27 protein-coding genes are annotated in these 25,914 nt (G+C 63.0%); 14 read left to right on the top strand and 13 right to left on the bottom strand.

Going from position 1 to position 25,914, the window contains the following annotated elements:
* Window positions 1-3: 3 nt before the first annotated feature.
* Together ctaD and ATJ78_RS11895 are read left to right on the top strand one after the other, a co-directional pair.
* Window positions 4-1,728 carry an aa3-type cytochrome oxidase subunit I gene (gene ctaD, locus ATJ78_RS11900; protein WP_098408133.1) on the top strand — a complete coding sequence of 575 codons (1,725 nt, stop codon included), beginning with the start codon at window positions 4-6 and terminating at the stop codon, window positions 1,726-1,728.
* Between the two features lie 3 nt (window positions 1,729-1,731).
* Window positions 1,732-2,154, top strand: coding sequence for a cytochrome c oxidase subunit 4 (locus ATJ78_RS11895; protein WP_098408129.1), 423 nt, complete (start codon window positions 1,732-1,734; stop codon window positions 2,152-2,154).
* 674 nt (window positions 2,155-2,828) lie between these two features.
* On the opposite strand, the gene qcrB is transcribed toward ATJ78_RS11895, so the two are convergent.
* The 4 genes from qcrB to ctaE are packed head-to-tail and all read right to left on the bottom strand — an operon-like array spanning window position 2,829 to window position 7,034.
* On the bottom strand, window positions 2,829-4,448 hold the full coding sequence (gene qcrB / locus ATJ78_RS11890) for a cytochrome bc1 complex cytochrome b subunit (protein WP_098408125.1): 1,620 nt from the start codon (window positions 4,446-4,448) through the stop codon (window positions 2,829-2,831).
* Window positions 4,445-5,533, bottom strand: a complete 1,089-nt coding sequence (gene qcrA / locus ATJ78_RS11885) for a cytochrome bc1 complex Rieske iron-sulfur subunit (protein ID WP_098408122.1) — start codon at window positions 5,531-5,533, stop codon at window positions 4,445-4,447. Before qcrA ends, qcrB begins: the two co-directional genes overlap by 4 nt.
* A gap of 43 nt (window positions 5,534-5,576) precedes the next feature.
* Window positions 5,577-6,383, bottom strand: coding sequence for a cytochrome bc1 complex diheme cytochrome c subunit (qcrC, locus tag ATJ78_RS11880; protein WP_098408118.1), 807 nt, complete (start codon window positions 6,381-6,383; stop codon window positions 5,577-5,579).
* A 36-nt stretch (window positions 6,384-6,419) separates the two neighbouring features.
* Complete coding sequence (ctaE, locus tag ATJ78_RS11875; protein WP_098408113.1) at window positions 6,420-7,034, bottom strand: aa3-type cytochrome oxidase subunit III; 615 nt, start codon at window positions 7,032-7,034, stop codon at window positions 6,420-6,422.
* 158 nt (window positions 7,035-7,192) lie between these two features.
* Between ctaE and trpD the strand changes: the two genes are divergently transcribed.
* The 7 genes from trpD (at window position 7,193) to ATJ78_RS11840 (ending at window position 12,153) form a co-directional block, all read left to right on the top strand.
* On the top strand, window positions 7,193-8,254 hold the full coding sequence (gene trpD / locus ATJ78_RS11870) for an anthranilate phosphoribosyltransferase (RefSeq protein WP_098408110.1): 1,062 nt from the start codon (window positions 7,193-7,195) through the stop codon (window positions 8,252-8,254).
* Between the two features lie 88 nt (window positions 8,255-8,342).
* The gene (gene dhaK, locus ATJ78_RS11865; RefSeq protein WP_098408108.1) at window positions 8,343-9,344 is read left to right on the top strand and encodes a dihydroxyacetone kinase subunit DhaK; all 1,002 of its coding nucleotides are present in this window, start codon (window positions 8,343-8,345) and stop codon (window positions 9,342-9,344) included.
* 41 nt (window positions 9,345-9,385) lie between these two features.
* Complete coding sequence (gene dhaL, locus ATJ78_RS11860; RefSeq protein WP_098408104.1) at window positions 9,386-10,027, top strand: dihydroxyacetone kinase subunit DhaL; 642 nt, start codon at window positions 9,386-9,388, stop codon at window positions 10,025-10,027.
* A complete protein-coding gene (gene dhaM / locus ATJ78_RS11855; RefSeq protein ID WP_098408099.1) occupies window positions 10,024-10,713 on the top strand; it encodes a dihydroxyacetone kinase phosphoryl donor subunit DhaM in 690 nt (229 codons plus the stop codon). Before dhaL ends, dhaM begins: the two co-directional genes overlap by 4 nt.
* A 16-nt stretch (window positions 10,714-10,729) precedes the next feature.
* Window positions 10,730-11,158 (top strand): SRPBCC family protein, encoded by a 429-nt coding sequence (locus ATJ78_RS11850; protein ID WP_098408093.1) that lies wholly within the window; start codon window positions 10,730-10,732, stop codon window positions 11,156-11,158.
* A 42-nt stretch (window positions 11,159-11,200) separates the two neighbouring features.
* A complete protein-coding gene (locus tag ATJ78_RS11845) occupies window positions 11,201-11,524 on the top strand; it encodes a hypothetical protein (protein WP_098408090.1) in 324 nt (107 codons plus the stop codon).
* 65 nt (window positions 11,525-11,589) lie between these two features.
* A complete protein-coding gene (locus tag ATJ78_RS11840; RefSeq protein WP_169923450.1) occupies window positions 11,590-12,153 on the top strand; it encodes an NUDIX hydrolase in 564 nt (187 codons plus the stop codon).
* Window positions 12,154-12,157: 4 nt separating this feature from the next.
* Here ATJ78_RS11840 and ATJ78_RS16110 read toward each other — a convergent pair whose 3' ends face one another.
* Window positions 12,158-13,366: a GNAT family N-acetyltransferase gene (locus ATJ78_RS16110; protein WP_245836303.1), complete on the bottom strand. Its 1,209-nt coding sequence runs from the start codon at window positions 13,364-13,366 to the stop codon at window positions 12,158-12,160.
* A gap of 92 nt (window positions 13,367-13,458) precedes the next feature.
* Here ATJ78_RS16110 and ATJ78_RS11825 point away from each other — a divergent pair, with 92 nt between their 5' ends.
* The 3 genes from ATJ78_RS11825 (at window position 13,459) to ATJ78_RS11815 (ending at window position 15,664) form a co-directional block, all read left to right on the top strand.
* Window positions 13,459-13,863, top strand: a complete 405-nt coding sequence (locus ATJ78_RS11825) for a hypothetical protein (RefSeq protein WP_098408085.1) — start codon at window positions 13,459-13,461, stop codon at window positions 13,861-13,863.
* A gap of 86 nt (window positions 13,864-13,949) precedes the next feature.
* Window positions 13,950-14,456 carry a tetratricopeptide repeat protein gene (locus ATJ78_RS11820; protein WP_098408082.1) on the top strand — a complete coding sequence of 169 codons (507 nt, stop codon included), beginning with the start codon at window positions 13,950-13,952 and terminating at the stop codon, window positions 14,454-14,456.
* Between the two features lie 605 nt (window positions 14,457-15,061).
* On the top strand, window positions 15,062-15,664 hold the full coding sequence (locus tag ATJ78_RS11815; protein WP_169923449.1) for an HdeD family acid-resistance protein: 603 nt from the start codon (window positions 15,062-15,064) through the stop codon (window positions 15,662-15,664).
* Here ATJ78_RS11815 and ATJ78_RS11810 read toward each other — a convergent pair.
* Window positions 15,661-16,428 (bottom strand): SDR family oxidoreductase, encoded by a 768-nt coding sequence (locus ATJ78_RS11810; protein ID WP_098408079.1) that lies wholly within the window; start codon window positions 16,426-16,428, stop codon window positions 15,661-15,663. The two genes, ATJ78_RS11815 and ATJ78_RS11810, sit on opposite strands and share 4 nt — an antisense overlap.
* 156 nt (window positions 16,429-16,584) lie before the next feature.
* On the opposite strand from ATJ78_RS11810, the gene ATJ78_RS11805 reads away from it, so the two are divergent.
* Window positions 16,585-17,373, top strand: a complete 789-nt coding sequence (locus tag ATJ78_RS11805) for a glycerophosphodiester phosphodiesterase family protein (RefSeq protein ID WP_245836302.1) — start codon at window positions 16,585-16,587, stop codon at window positions 17,371-17,373.
* 102 nt (window positions 17,374-17,475) lie between these two features.
* Window positions 17,476-17,838 (top strand): RNA polymerase-binding protein RbpA, encoded by a 363-nt coding sequence (locus ATJ78_RS11800; protein WP_098408076.1) that lies wholly within the window; start codon window positions 17,476-17,478, stop codon window positions 17,836-17,838.
* A gap of 11 nt (window positions 17,839-17,849) precedes the next feature.
* Here ATJ78_RS11800 and lnt read toward each other — a convergent pair whose 3' ends face one another.
* From lnt to ATJ78_RS11765, 7 genes are all read right to left on the bottom strand, one after another.
* Entirely contained in the window at window positions 17,850-19,397 is a 1,548-nt protein-coding gene (lnt, locus tag ATJ78_RS11795; protein WP_245836301.1) for an apolipoprotein N-acyltransferase, read from the bottom strand.
* A 31-nt stretch (window positions 19,398-19,428) separates the two neighbouring features.
* Window positions 19,429-21,804, bottom strand: coding sequence for a DEAD/DEAH box helicase (locus ATJ78_RS11790; protein ID WP_098408068.1), 2,376 nt, complete (start codon window positions 21,802-21,804; stop codon window positions 19,429-19,431).
* The gene (gene tatC, locus ATJ78_RS11785) at window positions 21,801-22,547 is read right to left on the bottom strand and encodes a twin-arginine translocase subunit TatC (RefSeq protein WP_098409351.1); all 747 of its coding nucleotides are present in this window, start codon (window positions 22,545-22,547) and stop codon (window positions 21,801-21,803) included. The genes ATJ78_RS11790 and tatC overlap by 4 nt, the downstream gene beginning before the upstream one ends.
* A gap of 68 nt (window positions 22,548-22,615) precedes the next feature.
* A complete protein-coding gene (tatA, locus tag ATJ78_RS11780) occupies window positions 22,616-22,882 on the bottom strand; it encodes a Sec-independent protein translocase subunit TatA (protein WP_098408065.1) in 267 nt (88 codons plus the stop codon).
* A gap of 37 nt (window positions 22,883-22,919) precedes the next feature.
* On the bottom strand, window positions 22,920-23,921 hold the full coding sequence (locus ATJ78_RS11775; RefSeq protein WP_245836300.1) for a helix-turn-helix transcriptional regulator: 1,002 nt from the start codon (window positions 23,919-23,921) through the stop codon (window positions 22,920-22,922).
* Window positions 23,918-24,940 carry a helix-turn-helix transcriptional regulator gene (locus ATJ78_RS11770; RefSeq protein WP_098408058.1) on the bottom strand — a complete coding sequence of 341 codons (1,023 nt, stop codon included), beginning with the start codon at window positions 24,938-24,940 and terminating at the stop codon, window positions 23,918-23,920. The genes ATJ78_RS11775 and ATJ78_RS11770 overlap by 4 nt, the downstream gene beginning before the upstream one ends.
* A 48-nt stretch (window positions 24,941-24,988) precedes the next feature.
* Window positions 24,989-25,882 (bottom strand): FKBP-type peptidyl-prolyl cis-trans isomerase, encoded by an 894-nt coding sequence (locus ATJ78_RS11765; RefSeq protein WP_098408056.1) that lies wholly within the window; start codon window positions 25,880-25,882, stop codon window positions 24,989-24,991.
* Between the last annotated feature and the right edge of the window lie 32 nt (window positions 25,883-25,914).

The following is a 25,914-nucleotide window of genomic DNA, read 5'->3' as shown; positions in this document are numbered from 1 at the left end:
CCGTTGACGACCGTGACGGACCTGCCCGAGGGGCAGGCAAAGGTGGTCAACCAGTCGAAGGTTGAGCACAAGGGAAACATCCTTGTCAAGTGGATCACTTCGACTGACCACAAGACGATTGGGTACATGTACCTGATCGGTTCGTTCCTGTTCTTCTGCATCGGCGGAGTGATGGCTCTGATCATCCGCGCCCAGCTGTTTGAACCGGGGCTTGAGCTCGTTCCGACGAAGGAGCAGTACAACCAGCTGTTCACGATGCACGGCACGATCATGCTCCTCATGTTTGCGACGCCGCTCTTCGCCGGGTTCGCGAACGTTCTGATGCCGTTGCAGATCGGCGCGCCGGATGTCGCCTTTCCGCGCCTGAACGCGTTCGCCTTCTGGCTGTACTTCTTCGGAAGCCTGATTGCTGTGGCGGGGTTCCTCACCCCGCAGGGTGCCGCAGCATTCGGATGGTTCGCCTACACACCGTTGTCGAGTACCACGTTCTCCCCGGGCGCCGGGGGCAACTTGTGGGTGCTCGGGCTCGGGATGTCAGGATTCGGGACCATTCTGGGTGCCGTCAACTTCATCACGACGATCATCACCATGCGTGCCCCGGGAATGACCATGTTCCGCATGGCGATCTTCACGTGGAACGTTCTCATCACCTCGCTGCTGGTCCTGATGGCTTTCCCCGTGCTGGCTGCGGCGCTGTTCGGCCTTGCCGCCGATCGTGTGTTCGATGCCCAGATCTTCAACCCGGCGAATGGCGGAGTGATTCTCTGGCAGCACCTTTTCTGGTTCTTCGGGCATCCCGAGGTCTACATCATCGCTCTGCCGTTCTTCGGCATTGTGTCTGAGGTCTTCCCTGTCTTCAGCCGGAAACCGATCTTCGGCTACAAGACCCTGGTCTACGCGACTATTTCGATCGCCGCGCTGTCGGTTACCGTGTGGGCCCACCACATGTACGTCACAGGCTCGGTGCTGCTGCCGTTCTTCTCATTGATGACAATGCTCATTGCCGTGCCAACGGGCGTGAAGATCTTCAACTGGATCGGAACGATGTGGCGCGGGTCGATAACATTCGAGACGCCGATGCTGTGGGCGATCGGGTTCCTGATCACGTTCACGTTCGGCGGGCTCACGGGCGTGATCCTCGCGTCGCCGCCTCTCGACTTCCATGTCTCTGACACGTACTTCGTTGTCGCGCACTTCCACTACGTCGTCTTCGGAACCGTCGTGTTCGCGATGTTCTCGGGCTTCTATTTCTGGTGGCCCAAGTGGACAGGCAAGCTCCTGAACGAGCGCCTCGGCTACTGGCACTTCTGGCTGCTGTTCATTGGCTTCCACACGACGTTCCTCGTGCAGCACTGGCTTGGCGTCATGGGAATGCCGCGACGGTACGCAACGTACTCACCGGACGACGGGTTCACCTGGATGAACCAGCTCTCGACGGCTGGTGCGATGATCCTGGCGGTATCGATGATCCCGTTCTTCTTGAATGTGTACATCACGGCTCGTCGTGCACCCAAGGTGACCGTCGACGACCCGTGGGGATATGGTGCGTCTCTCGAGTGGGCGACGAGCTGCCCGCCACCGCGACACAACTTCACATCGATTCCGCGGATCCGCTCCGAGCGTCCCGCATTCGATCTGAACCACCCGGAGACCGTGATGCCGACCACCCAGGCAGCCGTGAATGCGGCGCCGGCCAGCACGCCGGATGCAGAAGGAAAGGCAAACTGACCTATGGTCGCGAATATTCGAATCTTCTGGATCATCTGCGTTTTCTTCGCCATTGTGGCGACAATCTACGGCTCGTGGGGACTCATGGACCCGCGCTTCGGACAGGTTGACTGGGCGGGCACGACGGCTCTCGGACTCGTTGCTGTACTCAGCGGTCTGATCGCGTTCTATCTCGGGCTTGTCCACCGGAGTCAGGGCGGCGTTCTTCCGGAGGACCGTCCCGACGCGAACATCGACGATGGTGACCCGGAGCTCGGACACTTCAGTCCGTGGAGCTGGTGGCCGATTCTTCTCGCGGGTGCAGCGGGGCTCGTGATCCTCGGGCTTGCTGTCGGGTTCTGGATCGCCTTCATCGGTGCGCCTCTCGTGGTCGTCGCACTCGTCGGATGGGTCTACGAGTACTACAGGGGATACTTCGCGCGCTAATCGCGCACGCACGGCAAACGCTGGGCGGCAATCTTCTCGGAAGAATGCCGCCCAGCGTTTTCGTGTGTACCGAGGCCGCGAGGCCGGCCATGCTGCTGCTGAAGCGGCGGCACACTGTTTGCGTGTCTTTGCGTGTCGGCGGACGCGATGGGTCTCCGTGCTCGCTTTGCGAATGTCAGTGTAAGCGCGCGGCTGTGGCACGGCGCGCTACGAAATTGAGGCTATTCGTCGGCGTGAGGCGGCGTTGCTGCTCAGGAAGCGATATGGGTCCGTCCGCGCCCGTTGCACTGTAGGTGCGGCCTGACCTTCACTGCGGGCGCTGTGTCCCGGGCACGCAGGAACGACCTCGTGAGTTCGATGAGGCCCGAGTGCTCATGATTCTCGGACGTGTCCCGGGCCCATGACGGCCTTCCGACCGGATCGGACGCGCCGCCGGTCAGCGGCAGAAGGAGGGCCTGGAAAGGGGGAGTGGCAGAACAGGACGCGCCGTTAGTCCTGCAGGCGTTATGGGCTTCGTTCTGAATGGACCTGTCGCGGTAGTCGCCGTTTCTCACTCGGCAATGAGCGAGCCACTCGGCGTCGAAGACGGGAACGGCCAAGCCGTGCCACCGGTCGCTTAACGGCTGAAGGCCCCTGTCACGATTTCGCGTGACAGGGGCCTTCAGATTCTGCGATCAGTGGTGGTCGTGTGAGCGCTCGATCTCGGTCTGCGTGACCGGAGCGATGCGGTCCTCGAAGAACCAGCGTGACAGACCGGCCCGGAGTCGCTGAGCCGTGGTGATCTTGCCGCGCGAGTTCGGGCGAATCATGAGCGGCTTGTAGCTGTCCTGGCTTACAAGCTTCCAACGCTCGTACTCGTCGACGGGCTGGTGCACCTCGATGTACTCACCCCCGGGGAGGCGGACAATGCGACCGGACTCGTAGCCGTGCAGCGCGATCTCGCGATCCTTCTTCTGGAGTGCGATGCAGATGCGCTTCGTGATGAAGTAGGCGACAAACGGACCAAGCACCAGCATCGCTTGGAGTGAGTGGATCACTCCTTCCATTGTGACCTGGAAATGTGTCGCGATGAGGTCGGAACTCGCAGCCGCCCAGAGCGCTGCATAGAAGGTGACGCCGGCTGCACCGATCGCCGTGCGCGTCGGAGCGTTGCGCGGGCGGTCGAGCAGGTGGTGCTCACGCTTATCTCCCGTGATCCACGCCTCGATGAAGGGGTAGACGAGCACGAGGACAATGAACAGTCCGAGTACCAGTACCGGAAGGATGATGTTGAACGACCAGGTGTGGTTCAGCCAGACGAATTCGAGGTGAGGCGGCACAAGGCGCAACGCTCCGTCGGCGAAGCCGATGTACCAGTCGGGCTGCGTTCCAGCCGACACCGGTGACGGGTCGTAAGGACCGTAGTTCCAGATCGGGTTGATCGTGACGAGCGAGCCGATCAGCGCAATGACGCCGAAGACGATGAAGAAGAATCCACCGGCCTTCGCGGCGTACACGGGGAGGACGGGGAACCCGACGACATTCCGCTGGGTCTTGCCCGGACCAGGATATTGCGTGTGCTTGTGAATCACAACGAACATCAGGTGGAGTGCGATGAACAGCACCACGATTGCCGGCAGAAGCAGAATATGCAGCGTGTAGAGGCGCCCGACAATCTGGTCGCCCGGGAACTCTCCGCCGAAGAGGAGATACGAGGTCCACGTTCCGATCAGGGGGAGTCCCTTGATCATTCCGTCGATGATTCGAAGCCCGTTTCCTGAGAGCAGGTCATCGGGGAGCGAGTAGCCCGTAAAGCCCTCGGCCATCGCGAGAATGAAGAGGACGAAGCCGATAACCCAGTTGAGCTCGCGTGGCTTGCGGAACGCTCCGGTGAAGAAGATGCGGAGCATGTGCAGACCGATCGAGGCCACGAACAGCAACGCTGCCCAGTGGTGGATCTGCCGCATCAGCAGACCGCCGCGAATGTCGAACGAGATGTCGAGGGTCGAGGCCATGGCCGCTGACATCTCGACGCCCTTGAGCGGAACGTAGGAGCCGTCGTAATGCACTTCTGCCATGGAAGCTTGGAAGAAGAACGTCAGAAACGACCCAGACAGCAGGATGACGATGAAGCTGTAGAGGGCTACCTCACCCAGAAGGAAGGACCAGTGGTCGGGAAAGACCTTGCGCCCGAACTCTTTGACGGCCGCCGAGATGCTCGTACGCTCGTCGATGTAGTTAGATGCTGCAGCGGTAAATCCGCCAGAGGACTTCTTCGCCTCAGGAGATGACGTGGTTGCTGTGGTGGTACTCAATGACGCTCCCAGAAGCTCGGTCCGACAGGCTCGGTGAAGTCGCTCTGCGCGATGAGGTATCCCTCATCGTCAACCGCGATCGGAAGCTGCGGAAGGGGACGTGCTGCCGGCCCGAAGATGACCGCGCAATGGTTCGTGACGTCGAACTGAGACTGGTGGCACGGGCACAACAGGTGGTGCGTGCGCTGTTCATAGAGCGCGACCGGGCAGCCGACGTGCGTGCAGACCTTCGAGTACGCGACGATCCCGTCATACGACCAGGACTTACGTTCTTCGGTCTCGTGCAGCTGATCGGGCTGCAGGCGCATGAGCAGGACGATCGCCTTCGCCTTCTCTTCGAGCATTCCGTCGGAGTGCGCGATGTCGGCGAGTCCATCGGGGATGACGTGGAAGGCCGAGCCGAACGTCACGTCGGCCGCCTTGATGGGGGCACCGTCAGGGTCGCGAGTGAGCCGAGTACCCTTTTCCCACATCGTGTGGCTCAGAAGCGCGACGGGCTCTGTGTCTTTGCCCTCCGGTGCGAGACCGCGGAACAGCGCAACTGCGGGAAGGGGAAAGGCGATGAGCGCGCCGATGAGCGTGTTGCGAATCATCGACCGTCGCCCGAAGCCGGACTCCTTGTTCGCGGTGTCGAAGATCTCGACGGCCGTTTGGCGCGTCTCGTCAGATCCGCGCACCGGGTGGCGCTCGTCAATGGCTTCTTCGTCGGCCATGAGGGCCTTGCCCCAGTGCACCGCGCCGATACCCAGAGCGAGAAGCGCGAGCGCGATGCCAAGGCCGATGAACAGGTTGTTGAGGCGAACAGAGCCCATGTCCCCAGGAGTGATAGGGAAGGCCATGTAAGCCGCTACGGCCCAGACGCTCCCGACGATCGACAAGTAGAAGAGCGTGTACACCGTGCGGGCTGCACGCTTTTCCTTCTTGGGATCGAGATCGGTGACGCGCTTCCGGTGAGGGGGAAGACCGGGGTTTTTCACCGCATCCGGTGCCACGACTGCCGTGCCGACGGATGCGCCCGGCGCCGCGATGTGGGCTGACGAATCGTCAGCGGCGAGTTCCTTGCCGCTGTTGTCGTCCTGTGCCATTCTGCTCCTTCTTACAGGTTTTCGTGTGTGAGATCAGCCGGTGCTAGTTCGATTTTGCGGTGATCCACACCGTGATCGCGACGATGCTTCCGAGACCGAAGATCCAGATGAAGAGTCCCTCAGAGACGGGCCCGAGCGAGCCAAGCCCGAATCCTCCGACAGACGGGGTGTTCTCCATGTACTTGAGCGCAGTGATGATGTCGCGCTTGTCTTCAGGGGTGAGGTTTGCGTCGTTGAAGACGGGCATGTTCTGCGGGCCCGTGACCATGGCCTCGTAGATGTGCTTCTCAGAGACCCCCGTGAGCGGCGGGGCGAACTTGCCCTCTGTCAGCGCGCCACCGGCACCCGCGACGTTGTGGCACATTGCACAGTTGATGCGGAACAGCTCTGCCCCGTTGGCTGCGTCGCCCTGCGCGTCGAGGTACTTGTCCTCGGGAATGCCAGGGCCGGGAGCGTACGACGCGACGTACGCAGCAAGGGCGGCAGTGTCGCTTTCGGTGAACTGCTTCGGCTTAACGCGCGCCTGCGGGCCTTGCATCTGCAGGGGCATGCGTCCCGTTCCAACCTGGAAGTCGACGGATGCTGCTCCGACGCCGATGAGCGACGGACCTGCTTCTGTGCCCTGGAGGTTCATGCCGTGACATGTTGCGCAGTTCGCGGCGAAAAGCTTCTCGCCTGTCTCGATCTGTTCCTGAGACGAGGGGGCCGCTGTCGACTCATCAGCGGATGCTGTCGCGGAGCTGAACGCGGCGTACGCGCCCCCCGAGAAGAGGAGGCCGATTGCGATGAGCGCAACGTTGGCGAGAGGGTGACGACGCCCCTTCTTCGAGGTTTTCGCCGCGCTGGCCATACCTGAACGTGACATACGTGCTGTCTGCTCCGAAATCTATTGAAGAACGTAAATGACGAGGAAGAGGCCGATCCAGACGACATCGACGAAGTGCCAGTAGTACGACACGACGATCGCAGTCGTTGCCTCTTTATGAGCGAAAGTCTTGACGGCGAACGCGCGTCCGATGACGAAGAGGAAGGCGATGAGCCCGCCCGTCACGTGGAGCCCGTGGAAACCGGTGGTCAGATAGAACGCTGAACCGTATGCGCTGGACGAGAATGTCACTCCTTCGCTCACGAGTGTCGCGTACTCCCAAACCTGACCGCCGACGAAGATCGCGCCGAGTGCATAGGTGAGGAAGAACCACTCGACCATGCCCCACTGCGTCGGCTTCCAGCCGGTCGCACGGGACTGCATGCGTTCGGCGGCGAAGACCCCGAACTGGCAGGTGAACGACGACGATACGAGGATCAGCGTGTTCACGGTCGCGAACGGAACATTGAGAATCTCCGTTGACGACTCCCAGAGGACGGGGGAGGTGGAACGCAGCGTGAAGTAGATGGCGAAGAGACCAGCGAAGAACATGACTTCGCTGCCGAGCCACACGATGGTACCGACCATCACGGAGTTCGGCCTCTTCAACGCGGCTGCGCTGGGGGCATAGTTCATTGAGGTGCTCGTCACGCTTCCATTATGGCCGATATTCGTGCGGTTTTTTCGCACGACGGGCCGCGAACGTTACTGGTCAGGCTTATACAGCGCTCAAAATCGTCTGCAGATTGACTTCGAGTTCGGATCGCACGAGCGCCGACGCTAGGATCAGCCACATGCTTGAACGTACATCGTGGCCGCAGATTCTCACTCATCTCCTTGCGAAGGAGAACCTCAGCGTCTCGGAGGCCACGTGGGCGATGCAGCAGATCATGACGGGCGACGCGACCGAAGCGCAGATCTCTGCCTTCACCGTCGCGCTCCAGGCGAAAGGCGAGACCGTCGACGAAATCGTCGGATTCCGCGATGCCATTCTCGCTCAGGCGGTTCCGCTTCCTGCAGACCCGATGGCGCTCGATATCGTCGGCACGGGAGGAGACCGCTACGGGACGTTCAACATCTCCTCGACAGCATCCATCATCATCGCTGCAGCCGGCGTTCCGGTGATCAAGCACGGAAACAAGGCCGCGAGCAGCAAGTCGGGCTCGAGCGATGTGCTCGCTGCTCTGGGTATCGACCTCCAGCTGAAACCGGACGACGTCGTCGGGGTGCTCGAGGAGGCGGGAATCACCTTCGCCTTTGCCGCGGCTTTTCATCCCGGATTCCGGCACGCGGGAAAAGTTCGTGCCGAACTCGGTATCCCGACCGTCTTCAACTACCTCGGGCCGCTCTGCAACCCGGCCCGGCCTGAGGCTTCTGCGGTGGGCGTTGCCCAGCTTGACCGAGTTCCGCTCATCGTCGGAGTCTTCCAGACCAGGGGAGCGACGGCGCTTGTGTTCCGCGGCGACGATGGCTTGGACGAACTGACAACGACAGGGCACTCGCACATTTGGGAGGTGTCTCGAGGCTTAGTCACCGAGCACGATCTCGATCCGCGAGACCTGGGGATCGAGCTGGCCTCGATTGAGGACCTTCTCGGTGGCGACGCGGAGTTCAACGCTGGGGTGCTGCGACGCGTGCTCGTCGGTGAGCGAGGACCGGTTCGCGACATCGTCTTGCTGAACGCCGCAGCGGGCCTCGTGTCATATCGTCTCGAAGAGGACCCGGCCCAGAGCGAGCGGCGCATGGTCGACAGGTTCGCCGAGCAGCTCGCTGTCGTCACGGATGCTGTGGACTCTGGTGCCGCGGCGGCAAAGCTCGACGCGTGGGTTGCGGCATCTGCACGCCGGTCGGCATAAAACCTACCCGAAGTCGCGGCAACAGCGTAGGTTGACATGGAGGGCCTTCCCTGGGCCCGTGCATAGCCAGCGCTGGAGGAGAGTTCCAATGAAGAAGCTCATCAACGATCCGCACGACGTCGTCGCCCAATCGGTCGAAGGGTTTGCTGCTGCCCACTCAGATCTCGTTCGCGCGGAGTTCGACCCGACGTTCGTCGTGCGCGCCGACGCGCCGGTCGCAGGCAAGGTCGCCATCGTCAGCGGCGGAGGCAGCGGGCACGAACCGCTCCATGCCGGCTTCGTCGGTTTCGGGATGCTGGATGCTGCCGTGCCCGGGCCGGTATTCACGTCACCGACTCCTGATCCGATCCTGGCCGCGACAAAGGCGGTGGATGCCGGTGCGGGCGTACTGCACATCGTGAAGAACTACACGGGAGACGTGCTCAACTTCGAGACGGCAGCCGATCTTGCCGAGGCGGAGGGAATCGACGTCACCTCTGTGGTCACGAATGACGATGTCGCCGTGCAGGATTCTCTCTACACCGCTGGACGCCGCGGCGTCGCCGGTACGGTCCTCGTCGAGAAGGCCGCTGGTGCGGCAGCGCAGCGCGGCGATTCGCTTGCGGAGGTCGCTGAGATCGCGCGGCGAGTGAATGAGAACGTGCGGACAATGGGCGTCGCACTGACGCCGTGCGTTGTTCCTCACGCGGGCGAGCCGAGCTTTGCTCTCGCCGACGATGAGATCGAGATCGGAATCGGCATCCACGGTGAACCCGGTCGTGAGAAGGTCGCGCTCGAGGAAGCAGACCGCATCGTCGACCGTCTGATGCAGCCGGTTCTGTCTGATCTCGCGATCGAGACGGGAGAAGACGCGCTGCTGCTTGTGAATGGCATGGGCGGGACACCGCTGATGGAGCTTTACATCGTCTATCGACATGCGGCGAAGGTGCTCGCCGATCGGGGTATCACGGTGGCGCGCAGCCACGTGGGAAACGTGACGACGTCGCTCGAGATGCAGGGCGCATCGATCTCGGTGCTTCGTCTCGATGACGAGCTGCGAGAACTGTGGGATGCTCCCGTTCACACTCCGGCCCTACGCTGGGGGCGATGACGAGTGTCGAGCGTCAGAGACCGAAAGTGAGGAGTTGAACGATGGCTGTCGATGCTTCCTGGGTGCGGTCGTGGCTTGACCGCAGTGCTGCCATGATCGCCGAGAACCGTCAGGAGCTGATCCGGCTTGACCGTGAGATCGGTGATGGTGACCACGGCGAGAACATGGATCGTGGCTTCCAGGCGGCAACGTCGAAAATCGCGGATGCTGCAGACGACGCGAACCCCGCCGACCTCCTGAAGCTTGTCGCCTCGACCCTTATTTCGACGGTCGGCGGCGCTGCGGGCCCGCTTTACGGCACGGCATTTCTGAAGGCAGCCGGCGCCGTCAGCGGTAAGGATTCCCTCGAACCCGCCGACATCGTAGATCTGCTGACCGCCGCTCGCGATGGCATCGTGCTGCGCGGAAAAGCTGAGGTAGGCGATAAGACCATGGTTGATGCATGGAGCCTCGCTGTCGACGCGGCTGCAGACGCAGCGAACGCTGGTGCCGATGTCGCGAGCGTGCTTGCTGAGGCTGCACGGGCCGCTGAAGAGGGAGCCGCTGCGACCGAACCTCTCGTCGCACGCAAGGGGCGAGCCAGTTATCTGGGAGAGCGCGCGATCGGGCATCGCGATCCAGGCGCGCAGTCGACCGCGCTGGTCCTGCGCGTTGCTGCGGACACAGCGAAGGACTCCGCATGACCGTCGGTATCGTGATTGTCTCCCACAGCGCGAAAATCGCTCAGGGCACGGTCGAGCTTGCCGCGCAGATGGCTCCCTCTGTGGTGCTGCGCGCTGCTGGCGGAACGGACGATGACGGCATCGGAACGAGCTTCGACAAGGTGACTGCCGCGATCGGTGAAGCGGATTCAGGAGACGGCGTCGTTATTCTGTGCGATCTGGGATCGGCGGTCTTGACGACGGAAACCGCGCTCGAGTTCGTCAACGACGATCAGCGGGCGCGGATTTCGCTGGCCGATGCCCCTGTTGTCGAGGGGGCAGTGGCTGGCGCGGTCGCCGCCGAGACCGGCGGAGACGTTGCGGCGGTCATCTCGGCGGCCGAGCATGCCGGCCGCGGTGGACTGAGCGGTCCAGGCGCTTCGGAAGCTGGCAGCGCCAATGGACCGACCGGTCCGGTGACGCGCACGGTGACCCTCATCAACCGTGACGGCCTGCACGCGCGCCCCGCCGCAGATTTCGTGAAGAAGGCGAGCGGGTTCGACGCACGGATCAGTGTGAACGGCGTCGACGCGAAGAGTCTGCTCGGAATCATGTCGCTGGGACTCGTGAAAGGCCGCGACGCTGAACTCGCCGCCGACGGGCCCGACGCGAGCACGGCCATCGAAGAACTGGCAGAGTTGATTGAGTCCGGTTTCGGCGAGAAATGACAGCGGAAGGAATGTCATGATCGAGCAGGCTGATTCGAATCGCCTCGGAGGCGTCATTCGCGACGTGCTTCGACCGCGCTCCGACGTCTGGCGTCTGTGGACGGAACCCGAGTACATTCGACGGTGGTTCTGGGAGGCGTCGTCGGAAACCGATGTCGAATTCGTTCCTGAGGTCGGGCAGAAGTGGCGCGTCCTGACCCCGGAGGTATCCGTGGGCGGCCAGATTCTCGACGTGGTCCCGGGGGAGAAGCTCGCTTTCACGATGCGCTGGACGGGCGACACGCACACGCTCGAGGTTGATGTCCGACTTCTTGAAGACCCTGCGGGCGGGACGACCATTGAAGTGAGTGAATCAGGCTTCACATCGATGGCAGAGCGCAATGACCACGTGGCGGGCTGGAATGCGAGTCTTGACCGCATGTCGAAGCTGTCGCTTGACGCTTAGCACAAGGCTGTTCTTTTTGTCAAAACACGCTAAAATGGGCTCATGGTCACTACAGAGCAAGCCGGCAGTGGGGCTGGCAGGTACGATCGGTTTTTTCGGCGCGTAGAAGACAAGCTGATTCCTGTGATCGGGCCTGCCGCGATCGGACCCTACAGCGACGTTTATGAGCTGCAGCCCGACGATTCCTGCCCGGTCTGCGGTCACGCGATGGAGGAGCATTCGACAGACCGGTCATCCGGCAACGCGGTTCTGAACTGTCCGGTCGAGGCCGAGCCTGTGTCGAGTGACACATCGCCGCTGAATGAGCTCGGCATGCCGACCGAGTCCGCGCGCCGGCGCGCGGAGAGACACAACGCCAGCACCTGACCGAACAGCGTCCCCATCTTCTGTTCGGTCGGGTGTCTGTGCCGCCGTGCGCCATACTGGGAGGCGTGAACCTTCCGAAGACGCGCGCGCGAGCCGCCGCGCTCTCGGAACACCTTGAGGGCTGGGTGCCCCGTTCCGTTGAACAGACGTTCCGACGACACGAATACCTGGAGTTCCTGACCTCAGCGGGCGACTCTGCACTCGATCGCGAACACGGCCCCGACCACCTCACGGCGAGTTGCTTCGTCTTCACGCCATCGTTCGATCGACTGCTGCTGTGCTTCCACAGGAAGGGCCAGTTTTGGGTGCAGCTCGGCGGGCACATCGAGCGCGCTGACACCTCAGTGGCCGCTGCCGCGCAACGTGAAGCGAGCGAAGAGAGTGGACTCGGCAGCATCCGGATGCTGTCGGAGGCACCCGTCGACCTCAACCGCCACGAATTGGCGGCGGCGTTCGGACGCTGTCGACGTCACTGGGATCTTGGGTTCGCCGCTGTCGCCGCCGGTGAGCCGCAGGCGAGCGACGAGAGCGAGGCGGTCGGGTGGTGGCCCATCGACGGCCTTCCCGAACGAATTCCTTGGGACTTTCGCGTGCGGGTGGCGAACGTGCTCGCCGAAATCAAACGGTGAGGGATCAGTTGAGAACTGACCACGGCTGTGGGCTGCGGTCATCCGCCGCGAGGATGCTGCCGACCCAGTCGTCTTCTCGCCCCTCGCGACCGACAGACGCCGATCGTCGCACGCCTTCGAAGTGGAAGCCTGCACGTTGTGCCGCTCGCGCCGAGCCGACGTTGCCCGCAAACGCGCGCCACTCAACGCGTTCCAGCTGAAGGTACGCGAACGCGTAATCGATCACCGCGGCAATTGCCTCCGTCAGGTATCCGCGTCCTCGGTGACCGGGCGCCATCCAGAAGCCCAGGTTCGCCGACCCGTCCGCGATGCGATCCAGGCCCACGACGCCGGCGAACGAGCCGCCCGCATCGAGCGCCCACGTGCACCGTTCGCCGGTGAGCCACCCGTCTTCGCAGTATGTCGTTACGTAGGCGACGGCATGCTCGCGACGGTACGGCACGGGCACGGGGACCCGTCGCTGAAGCTCGGGGTCCTGGCACGCGGCCGTGATCGCGTCAACATCGTGGAGCGTTGGGCAGCGCAGCAGCAGGCGTTCGGTGGTCAATCGGTCGTCACGATAGGCTGTGGCGCGCTCGCGTGACACTCGCGCGGTGATGTACGCCTGCGGATCGCGCTCCGGGGGAGTAGCGGCATTCACCGCGTGGAGTTCGACGGCGAACCCTGCTGCTTCAAGGGCAGCAACGACAGCATCCGGGGAATGGCGAACTGCCTCGTAGTCGAGGTCGTCGTGTCCGTAGGCACTCGTAATCGACACGGTTTGCGAGGAGCCGGCTTGGAAGCCGAGCAGAAGTATTCCGTCGGGGGAGAGCGCGCGTCGGAACTCGCCCGCGATGGCCGGGAGCTCGTGCTCGGGCGTGTGGATGATGGAGTACCAGGCGACGATGCCGCCGAGCGACGCGTCGGCGACGCCCAGCTGGTCGAGTGTGCCGACACGGAAGGAGATGTGGGGATGCCGGCGGCGCGCTTCGTCGATCATGCCGGGGGAGAGGTCGACGCCTGAGACATCGACGCCCCGCGAATCGAGGTACGCGGCGACGCGCCCGGGCCCGCAGCCTGCGTCCAGAGCGGGGCCGACGACGCGAGAGGCGAAATCGTCGAGTAGGTGGCGGTGCAGGGGTCGAGCAACCAATTCCGTGGCGAGAAGCTCTGCGTAGTCTGCGGCGACGCGATCGTAGGCGGCGCGCGTGCGCTCACGGTGCGGTTGTGGCATCCGATCATTTTATCGCGGGATGCTGTCGCGCGCCGTTCACGGGCAGGCTGCCTACCGTTGACCGGCGGTTCAGAACGGGCTAGCTTGAGTTAATGGTCAGTAACGTCGGTGTTCACCATGCACTCCGGTCACGGGGAGCAACGCCGGGCGTGCGCTGGCGCGACACACGGGACTTCGCTCGACTCTCGGCGATCGTCTACGGCTTTGCGGGCATCGTCGTTCCCGTTCTCGGCTGGCTCGTCGGGCTAGCGATGCTGATGACGTCGCCGCGGTGGAGCAGTCGTGAGAAGGTCGTGGCCGCTGGGGTGCCGACGACGCTCACTCTCGTCGCGGCGTTGGCCACTGCTGTCGCGAGCGCAACCGAAGCAACACCCGAGCGGCTCGCGGTGGTGGTTCACTTGCCAAGCGGCTATGACGTGGCATGGTTCGGCGCCGTTGTCGTGCTTATCGTGACGGCGAGCATCGGGTTGCGGCTGATGCTCGCCATTCGTGACTGACGCTCTTCGAGGTTTGCGAGAATGCTGCCCGGACTGTCAAGCCTGGCAATTGATATGTTGATGCAACCTGCAGAAGAGGGGGAGAGATGGACACAGATCCGGCGCTGCGGGCGGAGCTTGACGCCATTTTCGAAGCGCGCGATCGAAGCCACATGGCTCCCACGATCGCAGCTGTAGTCGAGCTGCTCTCGCAGCATCCCGATGACCCCGCGGTACTGTACGAGGTTGGCGGCGCGTACGACACGGATGGCCAGGAGGAGGTCGCGGCCGAGTTTTACCGAAGGGCGATGAACGCCGGGCTCGATGGTCGGTGGCTCCGGCAGTGCTACCTCCAGTACGGCAGCACTCTCCGCAATCTCGGGCGCGTCGACGAAAGTATTGCGATCTTCGACGAGGCTCTGCGGGCTTTTCCCGAGTCTGAATCGCTCGCGATCTTTCGAGCACTATCCGTGCACGCGGCGGGAAAGCCGAGCGCAGCGCTCGGAGCCGTGCTCGAATTGATCGCGGACAGATACCGTACGGATGAAGTTCTGAGATACGAAGAGGCACTCCGCGGAAACGCTGCCCACCTGCAAAGCGTGGATGAACGTTGACCATCGTGCGATAGGGCAGCATCGCTGGGGTTGCTCGGGGACCGATTGATGCACAGGTGAAACCATGCGCAGTGCCCCTGAGTTGACATAATGTACATTATCGGTACGGAGTCGGAGAGTGCGAGCGCGCCCGTTGCGAGCGTGAAATCTGAACGCACCGCCGTTCCGAGCTTGGTAACGCGCTAGGTGCGCCAGCATCCTCGTTGCGGGTGCGAGTTTCTGTGTGCTTGCACCGACGTCTGCGACGGCCACAGATCGTGCGAGATGGATTCCTCACGACGCGACGTCTGGTGCCCGTGAACTCCCGGACACCTGGCTCGCATGTTGCGCGGCGACGCGAGCTTGCAATGTCACGCGTTCTCATGTGCTCGTGGCGCTGTGTCTCGCGTGGCGCGAATCCACGCACCCCTCCTCGGACCGTGTCTCCTTGTGCATGATAACCCGGTTACTTGACATAACGCGTGAGATATCGGTTCTCGCCCTGCCTCTGGCAAGACGATCTCACTGCCCTGAGACCATGCGTTACGCCTCTTTTCATCACAGAGGCGTGCATATTCTGGGAATCTGCGCAAAGCTGGAAGTCAGGGCAGGTTTGAGGAGGAATCGTGAACGGTCGCGGTACGACGTGGCTTATCGATCATGTGGCTCTCTCCCCCGGGCAGGTCAAGGGCGTGCGAGCAGCCTTGATCGTCGGCGGACTGGCGGCCGTGGTTCTGGGGATCGTCATTTGGGCGTGGCCCGGTGTCACTCTGCTTCTTGTCGCGTGGGCATTCGGCGTGTTCTTTATCGTTGCGGGCATCGCGCGCGCGGGTCTGGGCCTTGCGGCGTTCGACGAGACGACCGGGGGCAAGATCCTCGCCGTCATTCTTGGAATCTTTCTCGTCATCGCCGGCATCGTTGTGCTCATCAACCCCGGGTTCGGCGTCGCTCTTTTGGCGACCATGGTCGGCTTTGTCTGGATCGTCGAGGGCGCCGCTTCACTCGCGTCGCTGCCGACGAGCTCTCTCAAATGGCTTGCGATCGTGTACGGCGTTCTGAGCATTGTGGGAGGCGTGTTCGTCATACTCTCGCCGAACTTCGCCGCGGGCGTGATGCTCATCTTCGCAGCGACGATGCTTGTGGTCGGTGGCATCGCCCAGACGCTCGAGGGAATCGTGTTCGCTCGCGGGCGTGACAAGCCGGTGACGGCCGGCGCGTACTCGGACTAGGCCTCCGGAGCGAAGTCCGAGACGTCGCCGACGAGGCGCGTATTGTCGTCGGGTACGGGGTCGACGGCAGCCGAAGCCACCTCGGCGGCGAATTCGGCGACGTTGTAGAGCTTGCCCGCGGCCTTCTTTCGTTCTTCGATCGCTCCGGGATTCATCCGGTTGAGAAGCGTAGCGGTAATGGTTCCCTCGATCATGTCGCCAGAGACGACGACAAAGCCGATTCCCTTCTCGGCCAGCGCGGGAATGCGCTCGCGAAGAGCATCTTCGCCCGCGCGCTTCGACTTCGCCACGGGCTCGTACTCGGGCATGGTCGGAGTCGTTCTGATGAAGTGCGCCTGGTGGCTGGTCACGAAGACCACGCGCGAGCCTTCGCTGAGCAGCGGCTCGGCGGCAGCCAGGGCACCGACCTGCGCGTCACGATTCAGTGACATTGCGTAGTCCTCGCCCATGCCGGATTCCATGCCGCCCGATGCGTTAAGAACAAGAATGTCGAGGCCACCGAACTCAGCTTTCACTGCGGCGAACATCGCAGACACCGAGTCGGCGTCGGTGAGATCGGCACCAACCGTGATCGCCGTACCCCCACTCTCGCGAATGCTGTCGGCGAGCTTCACGGCGCGTGCTTCTTTGTTGCGAAAGTTGATGGCAACGTGAGCGCCGGCTTCTGCGAAGTAACGGATCGTGTCGGCGCCGACACCGCGACTCGAGCCCGTCACGAGTACGCGCTTGCCGTCGAGTGAACCGGGCTGAAGAGGGTTGGACACGAGAGTGACTCCTTGACGATGGGAAGCGGGTGGCCCGCGAGTACCACCCGAGACTACCAAGTGACGCGGCTTGGCACTGGTAGATTCGACAGCAGGACGCGTTGTTGAGCGCGGTCGACAAGGGGCGCAGAGGATGAAGCGGGTCACACATCGCGCGTGTCGCGCGTCGAGTCCGTCGTCGTCGCGGAGCGCTTCATGACTATCGGCTTCCTTGCGCCGCAGCGAGACATACGGATTTTCGCCCACCGTGGCCTCGCCGCAGGAGTCCCAGAGAACACACTCGCGGCGTTCAGCGCGGCTGTCGCGGCGGGCGCGGACTACATCGAGACCGACGTGCATGTCACGCACGACGGCGTGTGCGTGATTCATCATGACCCCGTGGTCGAGGTCGCGGGAACGAGCTGGCGCATCGCCGAAGTCAGCTACGAAACCCTTCGGGGTCTCGACCTCGGACAGGGCGAGACCATTCCGACTCTCGCTGACGCGCTGGGTGCCTTCCCCGAGGTTCGGTTCAATATTGATGTGAAGGTTCTGGATGCTGCCGGGCCAGCGGCCCGCGCCATCATCGACGCAGCCGCGATGGACCGCGTTCTCGTGACATCCTTCGACGAACGGACGCGGCGCGCTGCGCTCGATCTGCTGCCGGGCGTCGCAACAAGCGCTTCCTCCGCCAAGATCATCGCCGCTCTCCCCTGGATGCTCCTCGGCGTCCCGTCTCGCGTCGCCGCCGCGCTCAGGGGAATTCCGGCTGTTCAGATTCCCGAGAAGCGAGGGCCGCTCCGTCTCGTGTCCCCTCGGATCGTGCGCCTCATGCATCGGGCGGGAATCGAAGTGCATGTCTGGACGATCAACGACCCGGCCGACATGGCTCGGCTGCATGACTGGGGCGTCGAAGGCATCGTCACCGATCGCTGCGATGTCGCCATTCGCATGACCCGCCGCTAGCCGGCATCCGTGTCTGTTCCACGTTGATTCGGCCCGGCCTGGAAGCATTTGCCCAGCTTGTTGGTTTATACATGATGAGAGCGGCGAGAAGGAGACCACACAATGGCAGATCGCAGTTTGCGCGGAATGCGCCTCGGCGCCCAGAGCTTGCAGAGCGAAGAGGGCGTCGTATTTTCAGAACGAGTTCAGCGCACCTATCAGTGCACCGAGTGCAAGAAAGAGACGACCCTCACTTTTGCAGCGGATGCTGAAGCTCCGGACACGTGGGAGTGCAAGGCCTGCGGCGGTGAAGCGCTGCTTCTGGTCGGCACGGAGACCGTCGCGGTCGATCATTCAGATGCGAAGACCCCGCGGTCTCACTGGGACATGCTTCTTGAGCGGCGAAGCCGTGACGAGCTTGAAGTGCTTCTGCAAGAGCGCCTCGAGTACCTTCGCGCTCGACGAGGCGAGCAGAAGAGCGCCTGAGCGCTCGACCTTTAGCGAGCTTGACGTGGCCGCCTGGCACCCGTGCCGGCGGCCACAAGTGCGCTCAGGCCGAACAGCGCGATGAACAGCTCGATCTGAGCACCGAGAGTCACCGCCGGCGTTGTGCCGCGCATCAGCGGAAGCGTCTGCAGCAGGTAACCGGGCTCGTGTGACGGAATCTCCTGGATCGTCGATCCATCGGGGGCGATCATCTGGCTCTCCCCCACCGTCGAGATGTTGACGAGCGCGCGCCCCGTCTCGAGCGCGCGCATGCGTGCGATCGCCAACTGCTGCTGGTTCTCGTCGGTCTGTCCGAAGTCGGCGTTGTTCGTCTGAGCGATGATGACTTGCGCGCCGCGGTCGATCGTGTCGCGCACAAGCGCGTCATCGACGATGTCGAAGCAGATCGAGACCCCGGCGATCATGCCGTTGATGTTCATGACGGAATCGCGTGTGCCTGGAACGTATTCGCGCTGAATCAATCCGATGAGGTCGGGCGCTAACGGCTCCCAGAATTCTCGATCAGGCACGTACTCGCCGAACGGGACCGGATGAACCTTGTCGTAATAGTCGGCGACGCGGCCATCCTGGAGCAGGAGCGACGTGTTGTAATAATTGCCATCGCGGTGGGTGATGGTGCCGGTGAGAATCGGCACGCGGCCCAGAGATTCGCTCAGCAAGTTGAGCGCGACGGCAGCGGCGCTGTCGCGCGTCGGGTCGAGATCTGTTCCGTTCTCGGGCCACACGAGCAGATCGATGTTGTGTCCGATCACGTCTTGCGTCGCCTCGAGCTGAGAGATCAGGATGTCTCCGGGTTCGCGTTCATCGAAGTAGCCGGCTTTTCCGTTGCCCTGCACGGCCGCGATCGTCGATGTTCCGGTCTGTTGGGTCGGCCAGATCGGTACGGCGAGCACAGAGGCGATGAGCGCGACCGGCACGAAACCTGCCGAGAGACGAAGCGCCCCGGGAGTCACGATGAGCTGAACCGTGACGGCGGTGATGAGCACGATCACGAAGCTGAGCCCCGACAGGCCCAGCCAGGAGACGAGGTCGGCGAACGGGCTCATGGATTGGCTGAGCGACACTCTTCCCCAGGCGAACCCTCCGTACGGCCACACGCTCGCGACAGCCTCACGACCGGTCCATAGCGCGGCGACGACGGCCGGAAGGAGGGCGAAGCGCGCGACGGCCGACGTCCAGACGCGCGGCACCCAGCGGTACGCCAAGGTGATGAGCAGTGCACCCACGGCGAAGAACAATGCTTCGAGGGTCGAGAGTGCAATCCAGGGTATGGGGCCGAGATACAGCGTCGCCCAGGCAACATGCGTGAGATAGAAAGACAGCCCTGCGACGAAACCCACGAGAAGACTCGTGCCCGCGCGGCGCCCCACGAGAGTCACCAGAATCATCGCGACGCCCACGAACGCCAGCGGCCAGACATTCTTGTCGGGGAAAGCCGCGTCAAGGACGGGACCGGCCGCAGCGGCAATGATGATCGCCGGAAGAAGGGGGATCAGCGGTCGGGGCGATGCTGGTGTTCGACGTCGAGATCTGGACACGCCCCTCAGCCTACGAGGTCGATGCTGTGAATCAGACGGAGGCATACGCCACAATGCCGCGGCGCACGGAGTCGATTGCCGTTCGAGCCGTTTCCGCCATTGCCGGCGATGCAATGCCGCTGATCTGATCGAGCAAGTCGATGATCTGCCGGCACCAGCGCACGAAGTCTCCAGCGGCCATGTCAGCCTCGACGAGGACCCGGTCGAGCTCTTCTCCGCGTGCCCACATGTGCACGGCCGGCGCGAGCGCTGTGGATGGCGGCTCAGAGCGGTTGAGGCGGTGACGCTCTTCGAGGTCGTCCAGGACCATCCAGACCCGGGTGGTCTCACCGAGTGCGTCACGGAAGGGTCCGCGCGGAAGATAGTGGTCGGCGTACTCGGCGGAATCCCGTTTCGGCTCGAAGAGCAGGCAGCTCACCATCGCCGCCAGTGAAGCGCCGTCGAGGCGATCCCAGAGCCCGTGGCGCAGACATTCTGCGACGAGCAGATCCCGCTCGCCGTACACGCGTGACAGCATCCGCCCGTCATCCGTGAGAACGGGCTCCCCCTCGGCGTCGCCACGAACATAGTCGAGTTCGACGAGCACATCGGTGACTCGGTCGAATACCGCGGCCACGGCGCTCGTGCGCGACGCGATGCGGCGCTTCAGCTGGTCGGTCTCGCGACGCAGGCGCCACCAGCGCTCTGCCCATCTGGCGTGTGATTCCCGGTCTGGGCAGCGGTGGCACGGATGCTGTCGCATGCGCTTCTGCAGCTCGGCAATGCGCTTCTGGCGCTTGTCGCGCTTTGCGCGGGACATCGAGTGCACCTGAGCGCTCTTGCGCTCAAGATCGGTCAGTTCGCGCCGCAGTGCAGCGTACGCTGCGAAGTCTCCGCGGTCGCACGACATCGACTCGGCATAGCCGTCAAGCGACTGTTCCTGCTCTCGCACGGTCCGTGCGAGCGAGAGCACGGCGCGATCGGCCTGGAACTGGGCGAACGACGATTCGAGGATTTCACGCGTGCGCTCTTGGCCGAATTGCGCAATGAGATTCACTGCCATGTTGTACGTCGGCCGGAAGCTCGAGGTCAGCGGATAGCTGCGCTTCGACGCGAGCGACCCAACGGCACCGGGCTCGAGACCGTCGTGCCAGCAGATCACCGAGTGGCCCTCGACGTCGATTCCTCGTCGCCCGGCACGGCCGGTCAGCTGGGTGTACTCCCCCGGTGTGATCCGCACACGCGATTCGCCGTTGAACTTCTCGAGCTTCTCGAGAACGACCGTTCGCGCGGGCATGTTGATGCCGAGCGAAAGGGTCTCGGTGGCGAAGACCACGCGAAGCAGCCGACGTCGGAACAGCTCCTCGACCACTTCCTTGAAAACGGGCAGCATTCCGGCATGGTGAGCAGCGACGCCACGCTGCAGAGCATCGAGCCATGACCAGTAGCCGAGAATGGACCGATCCCGGTCGGGGATGCTGCGACAGCGCTCCTCCGCAAACTCGCGAATCTCTCGCCGCTCGTCCGCGTCTGTCAGGCGAAGGCCTGATCTCAGCACCTGCTCGACGGCGCCGTCGCACCCGGCGCGGCTGAAGATGAAGTAGATCGCCGGCAGCAGCTGGTGGTCGTCGAGGAGGCGAACCACCTCTTCTCGCCGTACCCGCTGACTTCCTCGACCGCGCTGCCTGCTGTTCCTGTCTCGCTTGCTCACGGGCGCTCTGCCCCCGTACTTTGCGAGCCGCACAAGCTCAGGATTCACGCTGTCGCCCGTTCCCCCATCGGCGAAAAGGGGTACAAGGTCACCGTGAATCATGACGTGCTGATCAAGCGGAACCGGGCGCTCCTCAGAGACGATTACCTCCGTGTCGCCGCGCACGGTCTGTATCCAGTCGCCGAATTCCTCGGCGTTCGACACTGTCGCGCTCAACGCGACGAGTCGTACCCGTTCGGGAAGATGAATGATCACCTCTTCCCAGACGGCACCTCGAAACCGATCCGCCAGATAGTGCACTTCGTCGAGCACCACGAACGCGAGGTTGGGAAGCAGATCGGAGTCTGCATAGAGCATGTTGCGCAGCACTTCTGTAGTCATCACCACGATGCGCGCACGCGGATTGATATTGGTGTCTCCCGTCAGCAGACCGACGGAATCCGCTCCGTACCGCTCGGTCAGCTCCGTGAACTTCTGATTGCTCAGCGCCTTCATGGGGGCGGTGTAGAAGACTTTCGCATTGGCCTCGCGCATGGCGACGTGAATGGCATACTCCGCGACGATGGTCTTTCCTGCGCCGGTCGGTGCCGCGACGAGAACGCTGTGGTCCGCGTCGATGGCGTCGCACGCGCGTTGTTGAAACTCGTCGAGCGAGAAGTCGAGCCCCGCAGTGAATGCGGAGTAGGCAGCAGAGCGCTCAGTGGTCCGGGATGTCACGACAGGTACTCGGACTCCAGCTTTGCGGCCTTCTTCGCACGCCGCCTGTCGTTCACGTACGACACGAGGTATGCGGCGAAGTACAGGATGATCATGGGGATCGCGAGCAGGAACATGGAGATTACGTCGGCCGCGGGCGTCGCAATGGCGCAGAACAGCATGATCACGAGGAGGGCGATGCGCCACCCCTTGATGATGGCGCGGGCCGAGAGGACGCCCACGAAGTTCAGCAGCACGAGAAAGACGGGCAGAACGAAGGCGATGCCGACGGCCAGAACGAGCTTCAGAATGAAGTCGTAGTAGTACCCCGCCTGGTACAGGTTCGACGCATCATCGGGGGTGAAACCGGCCATGAGCTCAACGATGTGGGGCATGACGATCCACCCGGCGAAGCACCCGGCGAAGAACAGCGGGATCGCGGTGAGGATGAACCCGAGGATGTATTTGACCTCGGTGCGTTTCAGGCCGGGAACGAGGAACGCCCAGATCTGATACAACCAGACCGGAGCCGACACGACGAAACCGAGCGTCAGCGCGACCTTCATGTGCAGATCGAATCCACTCGTCACCGTGTCGAAGTTGAGGCTCGCCTGTTTGGATTCGGCGATCTCACGGATCGGCTCCGACATCAGGCTGATGACGAAATTGGAAACGACAAAACCGGCGATCATCCCGAGGACGATCGCAATCGCCGCGATGAAGAGCCTCTTACGCAGCTCGAGCAGGTGCTCGGCCAACGTCATGCGACCTTCGGTGTTCTTCTGCGACTTCTTCTTGCTGGGGAGGGCGGGCCGTTCGGACACAGCTGTCGTCAGGATTTGGGGGTCGGATCGTCGGTTGGCTTCTCGGGCGTGGACGCAGTCTCAGACGATGTCGTCGTCTTCTTCTGCGCATCGTCTGTGCTCGGGCGCGTCTCGCCGCTCTGCGATTCGTCGTCGTTGTTCTTGATCTCGCTCTTGAAGATCTTCATCGACTGACCGACGCTGCGGGCGAGCCCGGGAAGCTTCGGGGCACCGAAGAGCAGGAGGACGAGGAAGAGGATGATGACGAGGTGCCATCCGTTCAAGTTGCCAAGCATGTAACACCAATCAGTGGAGGTCGGGCAATTCTACCGCTTACGAGTGCGCGGCGTCCCTCGGCTGCGGTCGATCGTTCTCGTACCGTGACAGGGCGCGTGACGCCCAGTGCGCGATACGATCGCGGGCCTCGGGAGGGTCGAGCACTCGTGCCTGGCCGGGAAGACCGACGATGAGGCGCCCGAGACTCGCGATATGCGCGAGACGCAGCGTCGCTGTGACGCGTGCGGGGTCTTTCCCCGGCTTCGTCGACGCGATGTATTCGTCGATGAGCGGCACCGCATCTTTTGCGATGTCGACGATGACGGAGACGTCGTCGTCAGATGTCTGAAAGAGCGTGTCGGGCAGAGTCACGTCTGCGGCGCGGTGAGTGATCTCAGCATCGATCACCCGAACATCGGACATGCGGTCGAGCCGGAACGTCCGGACTCCACCGCGAAGATGGCACCACGCACGTACATACCAGTTCTGGTCAAGTGAATCGATGCGCAGCGGATCGACGCGTCGACGCTCGCGCTCATCGCGCGCGTTGATGTACGTGAACTCGATTTGCCTCTCGGACGCAACGGCTTCGCGGATGTCTGCAAGTGTGCCGTCTGTGGATCCCCGCTCGACCGCCACTTGAATCGGTGCTTCGGAGGCGCCGCGCGTGAGTTTGGCCATGAGACCTCCGACAACGTCGCGATCGGCCTGTTCCGGCAATGCGGAGAGGTACTGCAGGCCAGCAATGAGCGCTGCCGCTTCGCGGGACGAGAAGCGGGGCGAATCATCGATTGCGACGAGGTGGGTGATGATGATCTCATCGCGTTCCTCGAAAGCATCCCAATCGATATCGAAAAGATCATTGTGCTGGTACTGCGAGCTTTCGCCTGGGACGCCCGAGACGGCGATGAGGCGCACCGATTGACGCACCTGCTCTTCGGCGACGTCGAAATGAGCCGCGGCCTCAGCGACCGTCGACTGTCGGCGATCGAGCAGATACGGAACCAGCGACAGGAGAAACGCGAGCTTGTCGCGCGCGCCCGGTGTACGTGGGGTCACTGCTTCTCCTCCGCCCCGGAATGTGCCGACCATGTGCGTGTGAGCCGCTGCACGATCGCTGCGCGCAGGCTCGGCGGCGCGATAGCCTCGGCTTCCGGTCCGAAGGAGGCGATCTCGTCGGCGAGGATGTTGATATCGGTGAAGTGCAGGCGAAACACGTCGTCGTCGATCGCTTCGGCGTCGTGGAGTCGTGACAGACGAAACCAGGCGTGCGTGTGCGGTTCCGCGCGGACGGTCGCTACATTGCGCTGCCAGATGCGGTCGAGATCTCGCAGCGCCGTTTCGGCGAAGCTCTCTGCATCGTCGGGGACGTCGAAGGTACGACCAGACGACCGCGGCGTCTGCACCATGCGCGACAGCAGAAACGTGCGTCGCTCGTCAATGTCCATGTCGGTCGCGTACAGGTGCCAGCGACCGCTGTGCTGAACAAGAGCCAGCGGCGCAACGGTTCTGACGCGCGCGGACGCGTCGCCCGGCTTGACGTACGGGAACGACACGACGACATGCCGCTCGAGCGCGGTGCGCAGCGGCTCGAACGCCGCTTCTCTCGTGCGGAGTCGTGGAGCGACGCCGATCACGGGATCGATCTCGGTGACGCCGAGCGATCGCAGCTTCATGAGGGCGCGCTGGGATTCACCCGAAAGCGTCCCCTCGCGCCACACCGTTGCGGCGAGTCCGAGCAGCGTGATCTCCTCTGCCGTGAACGTGATGTCCCCGGGCAGGTCGTACTCGCCTTTCGGGATGCGGTACCGCGTGTTCTGTGAATTGCCGTCTTCTTCGGGCGGGGTCACGGTTTCAAGCGGAATACCGAGATCGCGAATGTCATCTTTGTCGCGCTCGAACTGCCGCTCGAGGCTCGCGTTGTCGCCTCCGGCTGAGAACCGCTGGCGGTACCCCTGCACCGTGGAGAGGATCGCGTCCTTCGTCAGCCCCGACTCCGTCGCGACAAGTGCGAGGACAAGACTGAACAGGCGTTCTTCGACCGGAACGCGCGCTGCAGCTCGAGTGGAGTCGGACACGAGTTCATCCTAGTGTCGCCGCGCCGTCGCAGCATCCGACACACGCGGTCAGAGGATGCCGAGAACGTCGATGACGAAAATCGTGGCGTCGCCATCATCTGTCGGAACGAGAACGATGACTTGCGAGCCAACGGGAGTGCCGTCAAGGGCTGCCGTCAGCTCCGTGGGAGCCTCCTGCATCGGAATCGTCTTGGGCGAGCCGTCAGACCACGTCGACGAGGTGATCGACTGGCTGTTCCACGACGCTTGCTGAATCTGTGCAAGCACGGTGTCGGACTTCTCGACCTTGTCGCCGGAGCCGAGCTGCAAGAGGGCCGACTTCGACTTCGTCGGTGCATCGGAGTTCGGAATGGTCAGCCCCGGCGTGCCGTCTGGGGCGACGGCGACAGAGGGGAACCCTGGCTGAACGACGGGCATGCTGATGCCGTTCGCCTTGCCGAGGTAGGCCTCCTCGATATCGATGACCATCACGAGAGTGTCATTCGGCTTCACGCCGTACATCGGATTGCCCGCCTTGCCGAAACCTTTGTCCGGCGTGATCGTCGCCACGAGACGTGATCCGACGGTGTGGCATGCGAGCGCGTCTGCCATGCCGGGGAGCATTCCGGTCGGGCTCGCTGCCTGTGGATCGTCGTAGTCGGTCGCGAAGATCTGCTCACCCGTGCGCCCGTTGTACAGCGTCCACGAGAGTTCCACGACTTCGGTGCCCTTGAGGCGAGTGCCATCGCCTTCGATCGCCGTGCTCACCTGGGGCGCCAGTGTGTACAACGGCGTCGGCATGTCAACGCTCGGTTCAGAACCGAACTTTCCCGACACCGAGACCTGGTTCGATGCGTCGCCGGGCTCAACGCATGCGGCACCCTCAGCGGGAGCACTTGCGCATCCGCTCAATGTCGCGGTCACGAGTGCGGCGGTCAGGAGCACAGCAGGTGCGTAGCGCACGGTACCTCGTTTCGATGTCACGGACGTGGTTC

Source organism: Paramicrobacterium agarici (assembly GCF_002563955.1).
In the GTDB taxonomy this organism is placed as follows: Bacteria; Actinomycetota; Actinomycetes; order Actinomycetales; family Microbacteriaceae; genus Paramicrobacterium; species Paramicrobacterium agarici.
Note: the sequence above shows the minus strand (reverse complement) of the source record. Positions and strands in the feature narration are given on the sequence as shown.